14 protein-coding genes are annotated in these 16,513 nt (G+C 68.9%); 5 read left to right on the top strand and 9 right to left on the bottom strand.

The genetic code is table 11. The features are described 5' to 3' along the window. Positions 1–154 precede the first annotated feature (154 nt). The 4 genes from QZ994_RS13340 (at position 155) to tgt (ending at position 6,148) form a co-directional block, all read left to right on the top strand. Positions 155–1,387, top strand: a complete 1,233-nt coding sequence (locus QZ994_RS13340; protein WP_290872338.1) for a glycerophosphodiester phosphodiesterase — start codon at positions 155–157, stop codon at positions 1,385–1,387. A 114-nt stretch (positions 1,388–1,501) separates the two neighbouring features. Continuing rightward, complete coding sequence (queA, locus tag QZ994_RS13345) at positions 1,502–2,617, top strand: tRNA preQ1(34) S-adenosylmethionine ribosyltransferase-isomerase QueA (protein ID WP_290872342.1); 1,116 nt, start codon at positions 1,502–1,504, stop codon at positions 2,615–2,617. Beyond that, entirely contained in the window at positions 2,614–4,995 is a 2,382-nt protein-coding gene (locus tag QZ994_RS13350; protein WP_290872345.1) for an ATP-binding protein, read from the top strand. Before queA ends, QZ994_RS13350 begins: the two co-directional genes overlap by 4 nt. A 13-nt stretch (positions 4,996–5,008) precedes the next feature. Then, entirely contained in the window at positions 5,009–6,148 is a 1,140-nt protein-coding gene (gene tgt, locus QZ994_RS13355; RefSeq protein ID WP_290872347.1) for a tRNA guanosine(34) transglycosylase Tgt, read from the top strand. Positions 6,149–6,221: 73 nt separating this feature from the next. On the opposite strand, the gene QZ994_RS13360 is transcribed toward tgt, so the two are convergent. From QZ994_RS13360 to QZ994_RS13390, 7 genes are all read right to left on the bottom strand, one after another. Beyond that, positions 6,222–7,298, bottom strand: coding sequence for an endonuclease/exonuclease/phosphatase family protein (locus QZ994_RS13360; protein WP_290872350.1), 1,077 nt, complete (start codon positions 7,296–7,298; stop codon positions 6,222–6,224). Positions 7,299–7,308: 10 nt separating this feature from the next. Continuing rightward, entirely contained in the window at positions 7,309–7,998 is a 690-nt protein-coding gene (locus tag QZ994_RS13365; protein WP_290872353.1) for a CAAX prenyl protease-related protein, read from the bottom strand. Between the two features lie 64 nt (positions 7,999–8,062). Then, positions 8,063–9,988: an MFS transporter gene (locus tag QZ994_RS13370; protein ID WP_290872356.1), complete on the bottom strand. Its 1,926-nt coding sequence runs from the start codon at positions 9,986–9,988 to the stop codon at positions 8,063–8,065. Continuing rightward, on the bottom strand, positions 9,981–11,267 hold the full coding sequence (locus QZ994_RS13375; protein WP_290872359.1) for a CoA transferase: 1,287 nt from the start codon (positions 11,265–11,267) through the stop codon (positions 9,981–9,983). The genes QZ994_RS13370 and QZ994_RS13375 overlap by 8 nt, the downstream gene beginning before the upstream one ends. Positions 11,268–11,304: 37 nt before the next feature. Further along, positions 11,305–11,763, bottom strand: coding sequence for a biopolymer transporter ExbD (locus tag QZ994_RS13380; RefSeq protein ID WP_290872362.1), 459 nt, complete (start codon positions 11,761–11,763; stop codon positions 11,305–11,307). A gap of 10 nt (positions 11,764–11,773) precedes the next feature. Continuing rightward, positions 11,774–12,514, bottom strand: coding sequence for a MotA/TolQ/ExbB proton channel family protein (locus QZ994_RS13385; RefSeq protein WP_290872376.1), 741 nt, complete (start codon positions 12,512–12,514; stop codon positions 11,774–11,776). 107 nt (positions 12,515–12,621) lie between these two features. Then, positions 12,622–13,386, bottom strand: coding sequence for an energy transducer TonB (locus QZ994_RS13390; protein ID WP_290872364.1), 765 nt, complete (start codon positions 13,384–13,386; stop codon positions 12,622–12,624). 185 nt (positions 13,387–13,571) lie between these two features. Here QZ994_RS13390 and tssA point away from each other — a divergent pair, with 185 nt between their 5' ends. Beyond that, entirely contained in the window at positions 13,572–14,675 is a 1,104-nt protein-coding gene (gene tssA / locus QZ994_RS13395; RefSeq protein WP_290872367.1) for a type VI secretion system protein TssA, read from the top strand. Positions 14,676–14,691: 16 nt separating this feature from the next. On the opposite strand, the gene QZ994_RS13400 is transcribed toward tssA, so the two are convergent. Both QZ994_RS13400 and tagF read right to left on the bottom strand, forming a co-directional pair. After that, positions 14,692–15,417 (bottom strand): OmpA family protein, encoded by a 726-nt coding sequence (locus QZ994_RS13400; RefSeq protein ID WP_290872370.1) that lies wholly within the window; start codon positions 15,415–15,417, stop codon positions 14,692–14,694. Between the two features lie 64 nt (positions 15,418–15,481). Continuing rightward, positions 15,482–16,474, bottom strand: coding sequence for a type VI secretion system-associated protein TagF (gene tagF, locus QZ994_RS13405; protein ID WP_290872373.1), 993 nt, complete (start codon positions 16,472–16,474; stop codon positions 15,482–15,484). Positions 16,475–16,513 lie beyond the last annotated feature (39 nt).

The following is a 16,513-nucleotide window of genomic DNA, read 5'->3' on the forward strand; positions in this document are numbered from 1 at the left end:
TCTTCGCCCAGGGTCTTCCAGACCACCCCGCCCCAGCCGGCCGCCCTCAGCCCCCATCACGGTGGTGTCACCCGGGCGTCACAGGGGCTTCACGAACGGGTCATCCCGGGCCATCACAGTGCGGCGAACACCGATGCCCACACGGAGACACCCCATGAAACACGCCATCTCGGCCGTCCTGGCCACCACCGCCCTGCTCTGCCTGGGCACCGCATCCGCCCAGGCCCACGGCGCCGGCCAGGCCCCGTCTGAAGGGCGCCCCCTGGTCATCGGCCACCGCGGCGCCTCGGGCTACCTGCCCGAGCACACGCTGGAGAGCTATGCCCTGGCCATCGACATGGGCGCCGACTACATCGAACCCGACCTGGTCTCGACCAAGGACGGCGTGCTGATCGCCCGCCACGAGCCCAACATCGTCAACACCACCGACGTGGCCTCGCGCCCCGAGTTCGCATCCCGCCGCCGCACCGTGGTGGTGGATGGCGCCGCCGAAGAAGGCTTCTTCGCCAGCGACTTCACCCTGGCCGAGATCAAGACCCTGCGCGCCAGGCAGGCCTTTGGCGAGCGCCCACAGCAGTTCAACGGCCAGTTCCTGATCCCCACCTTCGACGAGGTGATTGCCCTGGCCAAGCGCAAGGGCCTGGAGCAGGGCCGCACCATCGGCATCTACCCGGAAACCAAGCACCCCACCTACCACCAGAACCTGGGCCTGCCGCTGGAGAGCCGCCTGCTGGCCTCGCTGACCCGCGCCGGCTGGAACCACGCCCAGGCACCGGTGTTCATCCAGTCTTTCGAGACGGCCAACCTCAAGGCCCTGAGCAAGCAGACCAGCGTGCGCCTGATCCAGCTGATCGACGCCAACGACGTCAAGGCCGACGGCAGCCTGGACTTCACCGCGCCCTACGACCGCCCTTACGACTGGACCGCCTCAGGCCAGCCCGCCTTGCTGGCGCGCACCTTCGCCTGGCTCACCACCAACGAAGGCCTGAAGGACGTGGCCAGCTACGCCTACGGCATCGGCCCCTGGAAGCGCTACATCGTCTCGACCGTGGCCAACCCCAACGGCAGCGGCCCCGGCGAGGCCAGCCTGGCCCTGGCCAACCCCAGCGACCTGATCACCCGTGCCCACCAGGCCGGCCTGAAGGTGCACACCTGGACCTTCCGCAACGAGCAGCGCCGCCTGGCCGGCAACTACGCGGGCAACCCGGTCAACGAGTACGTGCAGTTCTACAAGCTGGGCATCGACGGCGTGTTCGCCGATTTCGCCGACACCGCCGTGGCGGCCCGCACGCTCTACCAGCTGGAAACCGTGCCGGCCGCCAAGCGCTGCCTGACGGTGCAGGCCCGCACCCTGGCCGAACAGCGCAGCTGCGACGCCCTGCGCTGAGCCGCCATCCCCGGAGGGACAGGGGCGGCCTGCCCGCCGCATTTGCACGAAGGGCCCGCCTTGCGGGACAATACGCGGTTTCCTTGGCACGGGACCCGTCCGTCCCTCAACGGCATGACCTCTCCTTCCTCTTTGGGCACCGCTGGCAGCGCAGCCTCTGCTGACAGCCCGGCCAGCGCCCTGGCCTTCACCCTGGCCGATTTCGATTTCGAGCTGCCCCCCGAACTGATCGCCCAGCACCCGGCCGCCGAACGCAGCGCCTCGCGCCTGCTCGATGGCCGCGGCGCCAGCCCGGTCGACCGCGTCTTCCGCGAGCTGCCCGACCTGCTGCAGCCCGGCGACCTGCTGGTCTTCAACAACACCCGTGTGATCAAGGCCCGCCTGTATGGCCAGAAGGCCTCGGGCGGTGCCGTCGAGGCCCTGGTCGAGCGCGTGCTGCCCGGCACGAACGAGGTCTGGGCCCATGTGCGCGCCAGCAAGTCACCCAAACCCGGCGCCCAACTGCGCTTTGCCGACGCCTTCGACGCCGAGGTGCTGGGCCGCTGCGGCCCCGATGGCGGCATGTTCCACCTGCGCTTTGCCGGTGACCCCTTCGCCCTGCTCGACGCCCACGGCCACGTGCCGCTGCCGCCCTACATCACCCACGCCGATGGCGAAGACGACATCCGCCGCTACCAGACGGTGTTCGCCTCACAGCCCGGCGCCGTGGCCGCCCCCACCGCGGCCCTGCATTTCGACGAAAGCGTGCTGGCGCGCCTGAAGGCCCGCGGCATCGGCACGGCCGAAGTGACCCTGCATGTGGGCGCCGGCACCTTCCAGCCCGTGCGCACCGAGAACCTGGCCGAGCACAAGATGCACAGCGAATGGTTCCAGGTCCCGGCCCACACGGTCGAGGCCATCCATGCCACCAAGGCCGCGGGCGGCCGCGTCGTCAGCGTGGGCACGACCACCCTGCGGGCGCTGGAGTCGGCGGCACGCGTGGCGCCACCGGGCGTGATCCTCGAAGCAGGCAGCCGCGACACCGACATCTTCATCACCCCGGGCTTCGACTTCAAGGTGGTGGACGTGCTGGTCACCAACTTCCACCTGCCCAAGAGCACGCTGATGATGCTGGTGAGCGCACTGGCGGGCTACGAACACATCCGTGGCCTCTACCAGCACGCCATCGCCCAGGGCTACCGCTTCTTCAGCTATGGCGACGCCATGCTGATCGAAAAGCGCAGCGCATGAACCCGGGTTTGCCAAGGTCCCGAGCGCGGGGCCAGGGGGCATGGGCCCTGGCCTGGCTGCTCTGGCTGGCCATCGGCCTGCTGTGGGCCGGTGCGGCCCGCTCGGCGACGCCCCCCCTGCAGGTGGACCAGGCCACGCTCTCGACCGGCAGCTGCGCCGAACAGCGCCCCGGCGTGCCCGTGAGCCTGCCCGACGACTGGCGTCAGCAAGGCCTGCAACCGCCGGCCTTGGCCTGCTACCGCGCCCACCTCGTCCTGTCGGCATCACCCCAGGTGCCCTGGGGCCTGCGCATCGACCGCCTGCCGGGCAACCATCGCATCACCGTCAACGGTGTGCCGCTGAGCACCCGCCACATGGACGGGAACGTCATCACCAGCATGGCCACCCTGCCCTACCTCACCGAGGTGCCGGCCAATGTGCTGCTGGCGGGCGACAACGAGATCGAAATCGACGTGCGGATGAACCCCTTCCGCAAGCCCGGGATCTCGCCCATGCAGGCCGCGCCGTTGAGCGAGATGCGCGACGACTTCGACCGCTGGACCATGCTCACCGTGGCCCTGCCGCAAACGCTCAACCTGTGCGTGGTCGGCATGGCGCTGTTCATGCTGGTGGCCTGGCGCGCCCGGCCGCACGACCTGATCTACGCCTACTTCGGATGGCTGATGATCTTCATGTGCGGGCGCAACGCGCTGTACTTCGTCGAGACCATCGGCTGGCCCGCCGCCCTGGTGGACTGGGTCTTCTTCGCCACCCACAGCATCACGACCTACGTCAACGTGATGTTCAGCCTGAGCTACGCCCGGCTCAAGGTGGACCGCCTGGTCCTGCCCCTGCGCATCCTGGGCTTCGGCATCCCCGCGCTGGGGCTGCTGGCCATGGGCACGCCCTACCTCGACGTGCTGCGCATGATCGCCTACCCGCTGATGATGCTGGGGGGGCTCTTCGTTGTCTTCAAGATCGTGCAGACCGCCTGGACCAAGCACTGGCTGGAGGCCGTGCCCATGACCCTGGGCCCGGTGGGCACCCTGGTGGCCATGGGTCACGACTACCTCTTCCTCACGCCCGCGCTGGCCGTGACCGACCTGTACTGGACGCCCTACTTCTCACCCATCATCTTCCTGGGCTTTGCCCTGGCCCTGATGCGCCAGTTCGTCGAGGCCATGGGCCTGGCAGAGCGCCTGAACGTGACGCTGGAAGAACGCGTGGCCGAACGCACCCGCGCGCTGGAGGTGGCCAACCAGAGCAAGACCCGCTTCCTGGCGGCGGCCAGCCACGACCTGCGGCAGCCCACCGCCGCCATCGGCCTGCTGGTGAGCCTGCTGCGTCAGCAGGCCCAGGCCCCCGAGTTGCGCACCCTGGCCAACATGCTGGACGAGGCCGTGGCCTCGATGGAAAACCTGCTCGTGGGCCTGCTGGACATCTCCCGGCTCGATGCCGGTGCGGTCAAGCCCGAGTTCCAGGCCGTGAGCCTGCACGACGTCTTCCAGGCCGTGAAGGTGCACGAGCAGAGCGCCGCCGAATGCAAGGGCCTGACGCTGCGATTCCGCACGCCCCGCCGCATGGACGAACGCCAGCTCATGGTGCTGACCGACGCCATGCTGCTGCACAGCGTGCTGCGCAACCTGGTCTCCAACGCCATCCGCTACACCCAGCACGGCGGGGTGCTGGTGGCCGCACGCCGCCGCGGGCGCCATCGCCTGCGCATCGAGGTCTGGGACACCGGCATCGGCATCGCCGCCGAACAGCGCGAGCGCATCTTCGAAGAGTTCTACCAGGTGGGCAACACCGCCCGGGACCGCAACCGCGGCATCGGCCTGGGCCTGGCCATCGTGCGGCGCACGGCCGAGGTGCTGGGCGAGCAGATCACGCTCAAGTCACGCGTGGGCCAGGGCTCCTGCTTTGCCATCGAGCTGCCACTGCACCTGGTGCCACGGGCCCCGGCTGCGGCGCCCAGCACCCCGAGCCAGCCCCTGGCGGGCCGCGTGGTGTGGCTGGTCGAAGACGACATGCTCTTGCGCCGCGCCCTGGGCGAGATGCTCAACAGCTGGGGCGCGCAGACCCGCACCTGGGCCGATGGCGAGACCCTGCTCGACGACCTGCCCACCCTGCTGAGTGCCAGCGACCCGGCCCAGCTGCCCGACACCCTGATCACCGATTACCGCCTGCCCGGCCTCAACGGCCTGCAGATCGTGCAGACCCTGGGCCTGCACCTGCGCGAACAGGGCCGCGCCCTGCAAAGCCTCATCATCTCCGGCGACACCGACCCGACCGAGATCGCCCGCCTGAACGACTCCGGCCAGGAAGTGCTGGCCAAACCCTTCCGCAGCGAGCGCCTGCTCGAACGCCTGAACACCCGCCGCCCTGCGGCCCTGGCCTGACTGATTGCAATCCATGCTGAACTTCGAACTGCTCAAGACCGAAGGCGACGCCCGACGCGGCCGCCTCACCCTCAACCACGGCGTGGTCGAGACCCCCATCTTCATGCCCGTGGGCACCTACGGCACCGTCAAGGGCGTGATGCCGCAATCGCTGCACGACATGGGCGCGCAGATCATCCTGGGCAACACCTTCCACCTGTGGATGCGCCCGGGGCTGGACATCATGAAACAGTTCGGCGGCCTGCACAAATTCGAGAACTGGCACAAGCCCATCCTCACCGACTCGGGCGGCTTCCAGGTCTGGTCGCTGGGCGAGATGCGCAAGATCAGCGAAGAAGGCGTGCGCTTTGCCTCGCCGGTCAACGGCGACAAGCTCTTCCTCACGCCCGAGATCAGCATGCAGATCCAGACCATCCTGAACTCGGACATCGTCATGCAGTTCGACGAGTGCACGCCCTACTGGAAGGGCGACAAGAGCCTGGGCCACATCACCACCGAGCGCGAAGCCCGCGCCTCGATGGAGCTGAGCCTGCGCTGGGCCAAACGCTGCCAGACCGAGTTCGACAAGCTGCAGAACCCCAACGCGCTCTTCGGCATCGTGCAGGGCGGCATGTTCCCCAACCTGCGTGAGGCCTCGCTGGCCGCCCTGGCCGACATGAACCTGCCCGGCTACGCCATCGGCGGTGTGAGCGTGGGTGAGCCCAAGGACGAGATGCTGCGCGTGATGAACCACATCACGCCCAAGCTGCCCGCGAACAAGCCGCGTTACCTGATGGGTGTGGGCACCCCGGAAGACCTGGTGGCCGGCGTGGCCACCGGCGTCGACATGTTCGACTGCGTCATGCCCACCCGCAACGCGCGCAACGGCCACCTCTTCACCCGCTTTGGTGACCTGCGCCTGCGCAACGCCCGCAACAAGGCCGACGAGCGCCCGATCGACGAAACCTGCAGCTGCTACACCTGCCAGAACTTCAGCCGCGCCTACCTGCACCACCTCGACCGCTGCGGCGAGATGCTGGGCCCGATGCTGACCACCATCCACAACCTGCACTACTACCTGAACCTGATGAAGGAAGTGCGCGAGGCGCTGGACGCCGGTCGCTTTGCCGCGTTCCAGCAGCAGTTCGCCGCCGACCGCGCCCGGGGCGCCTGACACGCCTGACACGCCTGTTCGCGGCGGCCCTCGGCCGGACGGGCCGGCGCCCGCGGTAGGTACCCGCAGCCCCTCAGTACGTCCGCTGCAGCAGCAGGTCGGCGATCACGGGGCGGTGCTCGGAGCCTTCCGCACCGCCCACCTCCACGGCCGCCACGCCGATGTCGTCGCTCACCAGGATGTGGTCGATGCGCAGGAAGGACAGGCCCAGGCGCAGCGAATGCCCGTGGGTGTAGCCATACCCGAAGCCTGCTGAAGAAAAGGCGTCGCGCAGGCCGAGCTGCCCCATCAGGATGCGCAGCACCTCGGTGCGCTCCGGGGCATTCAGGTCGCCTGCCAGCACCAGCGGGCGTGCGCGCCCCCGAAGCTGGTTGACCAGGGCCACGGCCTGCTCGGTGCGGTAGGAGAGGTTCTGGCGCCACTGGTCCAGCCCGTCCAGGCCTTCACGGCGCACCGCGACCAGGCCCTGACGGGGTGTGACCAGGTGCACGGTGACCAGGTCAAAGGCGCGCTGCCCCACCTGGACCTGGCAATGCAGGTAGCTGTGGGCCTTGTCCACCACCTGGCCCTGCAGCAGCCCCACGCGGCAATCCCGCAAGGGATAGCGGCTGGCGATCATGTACTGGCCACGGTAGAAGATCTCGCGCTTGCCGAACATCAGGTTCCAAAGGGGCGCCCGCTCATCGTCCTGCATGGGCTCCAGCTCGGCCGAATCCTGCAACACGATCACGTCCGCATCGTGGGCGGCGAACTCGGCGGCCAGGGCCTGTGGCCCTCCGGCCCGCTGCATCGCCAGGTATGCCTTGACGTTGTAGGTCATGAGGCGCACGCGGCCCACGCCTTCATCCGGCGTGCCCCAGACCAGGCCCATGACCACGGTCAGCACCAGCGCGAGGCTGGTCAGCGCCACGCCTCGCCACCACCACGACAGCCACAGCGACGCCAGCACGGCCATCACGGCGGGCACCGTCAACAAGGGCAGAGGGACGTAGACCAGGAGGACCAGCAAGGGGTGCCACGAAGGCCCCACATGGCACAGCCAGGCGAAAAAAAGGCTGACCAGGGCCATGGCGACGACCAGGAAACGCGCCCACGCCGGGCGGCGTGCGGAGGTCGGTTCAGCGGGGCGTGACGGCGAGCGACGTGACACGGTGATCCCCTTACCAGAACATCCAGTTGCCATAAAACACCACCCAGATCCCCAGGACGCCATTGGTCACGGCATGCGCCAGGATGGGTGCCCACAGCGAACGGGTGTACCGGTAGAGCCAGGCATAGGCCAGGCCGGCCACGATGGCCGCCAGCCACTGGGTGTGGGCCAGCATGAACACCAGGCTCGACAAGGCCACGGCCTTGGGGCTCACGGCCCCCGGGTCCACGGATTCAAAGTCGGGCCGGTCGACCCAGCGCATCAGGAAGGAGCGCCAGAACAGCTCCTCCATCACCGGCACCAGCAGGGCTGCGCCCACCCAGCGGAAGGCGATCAGCCCCCACTGCAACTGCCCGTCGGCGTCCACAGGCCGGAAGCTCGCGGTCGGGCGGCCCAGCATCATCCAAGGCTCGGCCAGATGGATCCAGAGCTCGAACACGATCAGGCCCACCGCCACGCTGAGCGCCACCTGACGCCCGGTGAGCCGCGGCCCGCTCAGGGGCCTGGCCAGCTCCCCATACCGTCGCCAGAAAAAGGCCAGTGCGCCGCCGACGACCAGCACCGACAGGGCATAGACCCAGCGTGCATCGATGACAGCGCCGCCCTCACTGGGCAACTGCCCCCGCAGCGCCAGCAGGGCCATGAACAGGGCAAAAGGGATCACACGGGCCCAGGCGGCGGGCGACAGGAGTTTGTCCATGAGGGGAAGAGGTGGGGCCGACGACAAGGAAAAGGCAAAAACAGGACGAGAGGGAAGTGGGCCATCAGGGCGTGGGTTCGTCCAGCAAGGCCTGCACCCGCGCCTGCAGGCGCTCGGGACTGACCTCGCCCGGGGCCATCGGTTCCCCGACGACCAGGCCCACATGGTTGAACACCCCCCGACGCAAGGGTCGGGCCATGGCCGTGCCCTCGATGCGGGAGAAGCTCGAGCCCCACAGATTGTGCAGGGCCGCCGGGATGACCGGCACGGGATGCGTGGCCAGGATCTTCATGATGCCGGCCTTGAACGGCTGCAGCTGTCCGTCGCGCGTGATGCTGCCTTCGGGGAAGAGGCAGAGCAGTTCGCCCTCGGCCAGCACCTGGCGTGCGCGCTCGAAGGCCCGCTCATAGGCCTGCGGATCCTCCTTCTGGGGCGCGATCGGGATGGCCTTCACCGCCCGGAAGAACCAGCCCAGCCAGGGGGTGCGGAAGATGCGGTGGTCCATGATGAAGACCATGGGACGCGGGCTGATGATGCCCAGGATGACGGCGTCCACAAAGCTCACGTGGTTGCACACCAGGATGGCCGCGCCCTCGGTGGGCAGGTGCTGCGTGCCACGCGTGCGCAGGCGGTACACGAAGCGGGTGGCCACCAGCATCACCAGGCGCAGGATGTACTCGGGCATCAGCCAGAACACATAGCCCACCACCAGCACATTGAGCAAGGCCGTGAAGCCGAAGACCTGGGGAATGCCGAAGCCCGCCCCCAGCAGCGCCCCTGCCATCAGGCTGCTGACGATCATGAACAGGGCATTGAGGATGTTGTTGGCCGCGATGATGCGGGCCCGGTGGCTGGGCTGCGCCCGCAGCTGGATCAGGGCGTACATGGGCACGCTGTAAAGGCCGGCACTGAAAGCCAGCAGGGCCAGATCGGCCATGAGGCGCCAGTGCACAGGCTGGCTCACGAACGCGGCCACGCCCTGCAAAGTCGGCCCGTGGACCAGCCCCTGGGCCGTGAGGTAGAGGTCGAACGCAAAGACCGACATGCCCACCGCCCCGATGGGCACCAGACCGATCTCCACATGGCGGCGCGACAGGGTCTCGCACAGCAGCGAGCCGATCGCGATGCCAACCGAGAACACCACCAGCAGCAGCGAGGCGACCTGCTCGTCACCCCCCAGCACATCGCGCGCAAAGGCCGGAAACTGCGACAGGAAGACCGCGCCAAAGAACCACATCCACGAGATGCCCAGCAGCGAGCGGAACACGCTGGGGTACTCACCGGCCAGCTTCAGGTTGCGCCAGGTTTCGGTGAAGGGATTGTGGTTGAGGCGCAGGCCCGGATCGGCAGAGGGCGAGGCGGGAATGGCCCGTGCCGTGGACCAGCCCAGCAGCGCCATCACCAGGCAGGTGCCCGCCACCCAGTGCGTGCCCCCTTGGGGCAGGCTCATCAGCAGGCCACCACCGACGTTGCCCAGCAGGATGGCCACAAAGGTGCCCATCTCGACCATGCCGTTGCCGCCCGTGAGCTCCTGCGGCGAAAGGTGCTGGGGCAGATAGGCGTACTTCACCGGCCCGAAAAAGGTGGAATGCAGCCCCATCAGGAACACGCAGCCCAGCAGCAGCGGCACCAGCTGCCACCAGAAGCCCAGCGCGGCCAGCACCATGATGCCCACCTCCATGGCCTTGACGGCCTGCATGAGGCGGGCCTTGTCGTGCTTGTCGGCCCACTGGCCGGCCGTGGCCGAAAACAGCAGGAAAGGCAGGATGAACAGCGCCCCGATCACCAGACCGGCCATCTGCGGGCTCAACCAGCTCACCTGCAGCTGGTAGGTCACCAGCACCGTGAAGGCGAACTTGAACAGGTTGTCGTTGGCCGCGCCCAGGAATTGGGTGAGAAAGAAAGGCGCAAAGCGGCGTTGACCCAACAGGCTGAACTGGCCACCGTGGCCTGGGCTGGCCTCCGAGGCTTCGGCGCGTGCCTCAACCATGCGAGGGGCCTTTCAGGTGGGCCAGCACGGCCTCGGTGTCTTCGCCCAGCAGCGGCCCGCGGCGCGTGATGGCACCGGGTGTGCCCGAGAGCTTGGGCACGATGCCCGGCACCTCGACGGTCAGGCCATCGTGGGTGGTCACGGGCAGGATCATGTCGCGGGCGCGGTAATGGGCGTCGGCGGCGATGTCGGCGGCGTTGTAGATGCGCCCCACCGGCACGCTGGCCGTGTTGAGCACCTCGACCACGGTGGCCACCGGGCGGCTCTGGGTCCAGGCGGCGATGGCGGCATCGATTTCGGCCACACGCTGCACCCGGCCCGGGTTGTGGGCCAGCTCGGGATCGGTGGCCAGGTCGTCGCGGGCGATCGCGATCATCAGGCGCTTGAAGATCGAATCCCCATTCCCGCCGATCACCACCATGCCGTCGGCACAGGGGTAGGCGTTGCTGGGCGCAATCCCGGGCAGGGCCGAGCCGGCGGGCTGGCGCACGGCCCCGAAGGCGCTGTACTCGGGCAGCAGGCTCTCCATGCAGTTGAACACGGCCTCGTAGAGGGCGACGTCCACCACCTGGCCACGGCCCTTGGGCGCCTCGGGCGAGACGCTGCGCTGCCGTGCCTGCAGGGCCAGGAGGACGCCGATCGCCCCGTGCAGACCGGCCAGGGTGTCGCCCAGGCTGACCCCGGCGCGCACCGGCGTGCGACCCGGTTCGGCATTGAGGTAGCGCATGCCACCCATGGCCTCGGCCACCACGGCAAAACCAGGGCGTTCTCGGTAAGGCCCGGTCTGCCCGTAGCCACTGATGCGCAACATGATCAGGCCGGGGTTGCGCGCGCTGAGCTGCTCGTAACCCAGGCCCCACTTCTCCAGGGTGCCGGGTTTGAAGTTTTCGATCAGCACATCGGCCTCGTCGATGAGGCGGGCCACGGTCTCGCGGCCTTCGGGGGTGCGCAAGTCCAGCACCACGCTGCGCTTGTTGCGGCTTTGCACCTGCCACCACACGCTGCTGCCATTGTGGAGCATGCGCCACTGACGCAGCGGGTCGCCGCCGGCCGCGGTGTCGCTCGCGGGGGGCTCAACCTTGATGACCTCGGCCCCGAAATCGGCCAGGGTCTTGCCGGCAAAGGGGCCAGCGATGAGCTGACCCAGCTCGATCACCTTCAGGCCGGCCAGGGCCTGGGGCGTGGGTGGCAGCTGAAACGGCGCGGCCTGGGCACCGGCAGGGGTGAAACCTGGCGCCGTGTCAGCGCGGGAGGCGGACTGGGAATCGTGCGTGCTCATGGGCACGCATCCTAGACCAGCCCGCGGCCCGGATGCGTCAAGGCTTCGACGCGGCGGCGGCCTTGACGGACGCCTTGCTGCCTGCTTCGGGCTGGGTCACGAAGCCGATCTTGCTCAGGCCGGCCTGGGAGGCATCGGCCAAGGTTTCGGCCACGGCCTTGTAGGGCACATTGCCGTCGGCGCTGAGGTGGATTTCAGGTTGTGGCTGCTTGGCCGATTCGGCCGCAAAACGTGCCGCGGCCTCTTCACGCGTCAGCGGCTGGCTGTTCCAGTAGCGCACGCCATCGGCGTCGATCGAAAACTCGATCTTGTCGGCCTTGGCCACCAGCGGCGTGGCCGTGGCCTTGGGCAGCTCCAGCTTCACCGAATGGCTCAGCAGGGGCGCGGCCACAATGAAGATCACCAGGAGCACCAGCATCACGTCGATGAGCGGCACCATGTTGATCTCGGCCAGGGGCGCGCTGCCCCCCTTCTTGTCAAAACTGGCGAAGGCCATGCTGCACCCTTCAGGCCTTGGCGGCCGGCTTGATCGACACCACCGAAGAACCCTGCTGGCCCTGCTCGGCTTCTGCGCTGTTCTTGAGCGTCAGGCCGGTCGACAGGAAAGTGAACAGCTCGAAGGCAAAGGCGTCGAGGCGAGCGCCCCACACGCGGTTGCTGCGCGTCAGCCAGTTGTAGGCCATGACGGCCGGGATGGCCACGGCCAGGCCCACGCCGGTCATGATCAGGGCCTCACCCACGGGACCGGCGACCTTGTCCAGCGAACCCGAGCCCGACTCGCCAATGGCCAGCAGCGCGTGGTAGACGCCCCAGACCGTGCCGAACAGCCCCACGAAGGGCGCCGTGGCACCGATGGTGGCCAGCATGGTCAGGCCGCTTTCCATGCGCATGGTTTCTTCGTCCAGCACCTTCTTGATGGTGCGGGTCAGGAAGTCCTGGGCGCTGCCGGCCTCTTCCAGCTTGGCCGCGCCGTAGCGAGCGTGGTGAGCCTGGGCGTGCATGGCGTGCGAGGTCAGGTGCGAGAAGGGTTCCTTCACCCCGTGGGCGCCGATCTCGTGCTGCACCGCTTCCAGCGAGGTCGCGTTCCAGAAGAAGTTCAGGAAGGCATTGCTGCGCTGTTGGCGCAGGTACAGGCCCACGCCCTTGGTCACGATCAGGGCCCAGGACGCCAGCGACATGAGCACCAGGATCACGAAGAGCCCCTGGCCGATGGCATCGGTCTGGCTGATGAAGTGACCAAAGCCCATCGACGAAGCCGGGGCATGCGCTTCGACCGTGGTGGCCAGGGTGGGTGCACTGGCGGCGCTGGCCGCAGGGACGGGCGCCGAGGCTGCAAGGGTGGTTTCGCTCATGATCACTGTTCTTCCAGATTGAATGTCACGGGGGTGAGGACCCAGCGTTGCAGGGCGACACCGCCCTCCTGATAGGGCTTGAAACGGGTGGCACGCAGGGCCGAGATCGCGGCCTGGTCGAGGCGCGAGAAACCGGAGGACTTGGCCACCTCGATCTCGCGGGGGCGGCCCTGCTCATCGACCAGCACGCGCAGGCGCACCGTGCCTTGCTCGCCCAGCTCACGCGACACACGCGGGAACACCGGCTGCGGACGGACCAGGTAGTCGGCATCGCTGGCGGCCATCACCTTGGGCGCAGCGGGCGGGCGAGGCTCGGCCACCGGGGCGGGCGCGGGCGGTGCAGGCGGCGCGGGAGCGGGCGTGGCGGCCTGCACAGGTGCCGTGGGCTGAGGCTTGACCTCGGGCACGACCTGCGGCACGACCATGTCCTGAGGCGATGCCGGCTGGCGGCTGGCCAGAACCGGCGGCGTGGGCGTTGGGCGCGGTGCGGCCTGAGGCACAGGCGGCGTGGGCACCGGGGGCGGTGGCACAGGCGTGGGCGGTGCAGGCGGTGGCGGTTGCGCCGGTTCGGCCGATGCCGACAGCAACTCCACCGTGATCGGGGGCGGCTCGGCCGCAGGGGGCGCAGGCCGGTGCGTCAGGACCAGCACGGCCACGGCCGCATGGACCAGCAAGACACCGGCCACCAGGCCCATGCCCTGGCCGGGTCGGAGGTCACCCGGTGCGGCCGGCAAACCTGAGGAACTGTGAAGCATCGTCGCGCTCATGTCTTCATCCTATCACGCCAGACGCAATTACGAATCAATCTCATTTGACTGGGTGGCGCACTCGGGTTTTTGTGGCGCCAAACTGCCACAGCCGCCCTGCCCTTCATGTGATGATGCCGGCTGGACACACGGCACGGCGGGGGTGGACAGCCCCCGAACCAGCCTCAAGCAAACACAGGGACTGTATGGATTTTGACGCCTTGATGGCCCCCATCGAGGGCCCCTCGCCTGCGGGCGAGGACCTTTCCTTCTCCACCGAATTCGACCAGATCGCCGAGATGCGCCGGGAAGACGACCCGACGCTCGACCAGGGCGAGTGGGTCACCACCCTCAAGGTGGCCGACTGGGCCGGCGTGACCCGCCTGAGCACCGAGCTGCTGGCCCGCCGCAGCAAGGACCTGCGCCTGGTGATGTGGCTGACCGAAGCGCGCACCCTGAGCGAGGGCTACGAAGGCCTGGCCGGCGGCCTGCGCCTGTGTACAGGCCTGTGCGAACGCTATTGGGATGTGCTCTACCCCCTGCCCGACGGCGGCGACATGGAAGAGCGCATCGGCAACCTGGGGTGGTTGCTGCAACGCGTGGTGGCCCTTGCCCCGCAGTGCCCCGTCACCCAGGGCCGCCAGGGAGGCCGACACAGCCTGCGCGACCTGGCCGCCGCGCGCCAGCGCCAGAGCCTGTCCGAGCGCCAGGCCGATGCCTACCAGAGCCACTCGGCCCGCGACGGCGAGGCGCAGCCCCTGAGCCTGGAACAGTTCCAGCGCGCCCTCCAGCAAACGCCGCACAACGTGCTGCGCGAGCGCCTCGACGCCCTGCGCGACAGCCTGACGCAGATCGTGGCCCTGCAGACCGTGATCGACGCCCGGCTGGGTGACGACGGCCCCAGCTTCGTCGCCGCCAAGGAAGCGCTGCAGACCGCCCTGCACGACATGGAACGCCTGGCGCGGGAAGCAGGCCTGGCCGAGGCAGGCGAGGCATCCCCAGCCGAAGGCGAACACACCGCCGCTGCCGACGACGGCCCCGGCGAGCCCAGCCCGGGCAAGGCCACGGGCGCCGGCCCGCGCGGACCGCTCGCCACGCGCACCCAGGCGCTTCAGCAACTGCGCGAGGTGGCCGCCTTTTTCCGGCGCACCGAACCACACAGCCCGGTGGCCTACCTGGCCGAGAAGGCCGTGAGCTGGGGCGAGATGCCCCTGCACGAGTGGCTGCGCCAGGTCGTCAAGGACCAGGGCGCCATGTCGCACCTGGAAGAGCTGCTGGGCCTGCGAGGCCCCGAGCACGAGGGGCAGTGACCCCGCCCTCCGCCGCTCAGCTGCCCACGCGGAACTCGATGCGGCGGTTGCGGGCCCGGCCCGCGTCGCTGTCGTTGCTGGCCACCGGCTGATCCGGCCCCATGCCCGAGGCCGCGATCCGCTCGGCTGGCAGCCCCTTGCCCACCAGGTAGGCCTTGACCGCCTGGGCCCGTGCCAGAGAAAGGCTGACATTGCCTGAGCGGCTGCCCAGGGCGTCGGTGTGGCCAAGGACCTCGAAACGCCGGTCCTTGAGGCGGGCCAGGGCCACGGCCATCTCGTCGAGGATCAGCAGACCCGCAGGCCGCAGCACCGCGCTGCCCGGCTCGAATTCGACGATGCGGTTGGCCAGGGCCTGGTCCACCACCGCCTGCTCCTGCACCGCCACGCGCAGGCCGTTGCGCACGGTGTAGCTGGGGTCCAGGGCCTGGGCGATCTCGCTGGCGACCTGCTGGCGCAAGGCCTCGTTGGCGACCTCACCCTTGATCTCGATCAGGTTGCCCTGCACGCTGAGTTGCCCGTGGCTGACCTGCTTGAGCGTGGGCGTCAGCAGGCGCAGGAGCGCCCCGTTCCATTGGGGTGGCGCCACCACCGCGCCCACGGTGAGCTGGTCGACCACGCGCCCCGCCCCGTAGAGCTCACGCATGCGGGCGACCAGGCTGACGCGGGCACCTTCGTCGGGCACCGTGCCCGAGACCACCACCTGCCCCCCCGCCTGCACCTGGGCCGTCTGCGCGACCACCATCCCGGGCAGGACCAGGGCCCACAGCGGCCAGCACCGCCACCCATGCATCAAACGCTTGCGCACATCAGGCTCCCAGAAACACTTCGTCGTACACGGACAGGGCCTGGGCCAGCGACAGGCCCGGGTCCTTGAGGTAGTTGGACAGCTTGCGCAACCCGTAATCGCCGCTCACCTCGTCCTCCACCCAGTCCAGCTCGCTCAGGCGCACCCCCTGGCTGGCCAGGGTCGTCGGGTCGATCAGGGCGCTGAGCGTGGCGGCCGACGCACCGTGAAAGCCCAGCACCAGATGGGGAACACCGTCCAGCGGCGCCAGAAAGAGGCCCAATTCGACCTCGTGCCGCGCGAAAAACCCCAGCACCAGAGACAACCACCAGGCACCCACCGGCCCACGCAAGGCCAGGTCCTTGACCAGCGGCAGGCACAGCAGCTTGTGCAGCTTGCCCGCGCCCTGGGCCATCGCCGGCTGCAGCAGGAGCCCCAGGGCCAGCGTGGCCTGCCGCAGCGAGATCCGTGTGCCGCTGGCGGCCAGCATCTGTTCCAGGCCAGCAACGGTGTGCGTGTCGAGGAAATCGCCGAACGCCGAAGCCGCCGCCTGGGGATGCAGCCCCACGTCCAGCGGCGCGTTCAGGCTGGCCAGGGCGTGCTCCAGCTCGGTGGCGGCGTGCGCCACCCTGGCAACCTGCTCCAGCCGGGCCCATAGCCGGCCCAGCCACATGGGGCTGAGGCGGGCCGATTCCCGCGGCATGCTCAGGTCGAAGGCGCTGGCGGTGATGAAGGGAAAGCGCCGCCCGGAGCCATCCTGGCTGGCCAGCCAGTGTCCGGCCAGGCCCACCTTGCTGCCTGTGCCCAGCACCGCAAAAGGCATGGCGGGGGCAGCGTCGTAGACGATCTTCCAGCGCGGGTCGGTCGACAGCCTCTCCATGGTCTGGGACTGCCACTGGTCCAGGGTCTGGATCAGGGCACCCGCCGCGTTGCTGCGCACGAAGTCGCCGCGCGAAGGCACCTTGCCGAAATAGACCAGCTCGCTGGCAACGCTGTGGCCCAGGTCCTGGCTCATGCGGCACCTCGCACGGTGTCCAGCGGCGCGGCCTGCCCA

The organism is Aquabacterium sp. (assembly GCF_021768455.1).
GTDB lineage: Bacteria > Pseudomonadota > Gammaproteobacteria > Burkholderiales > Burkholderiaceae_C > Aquabacterium.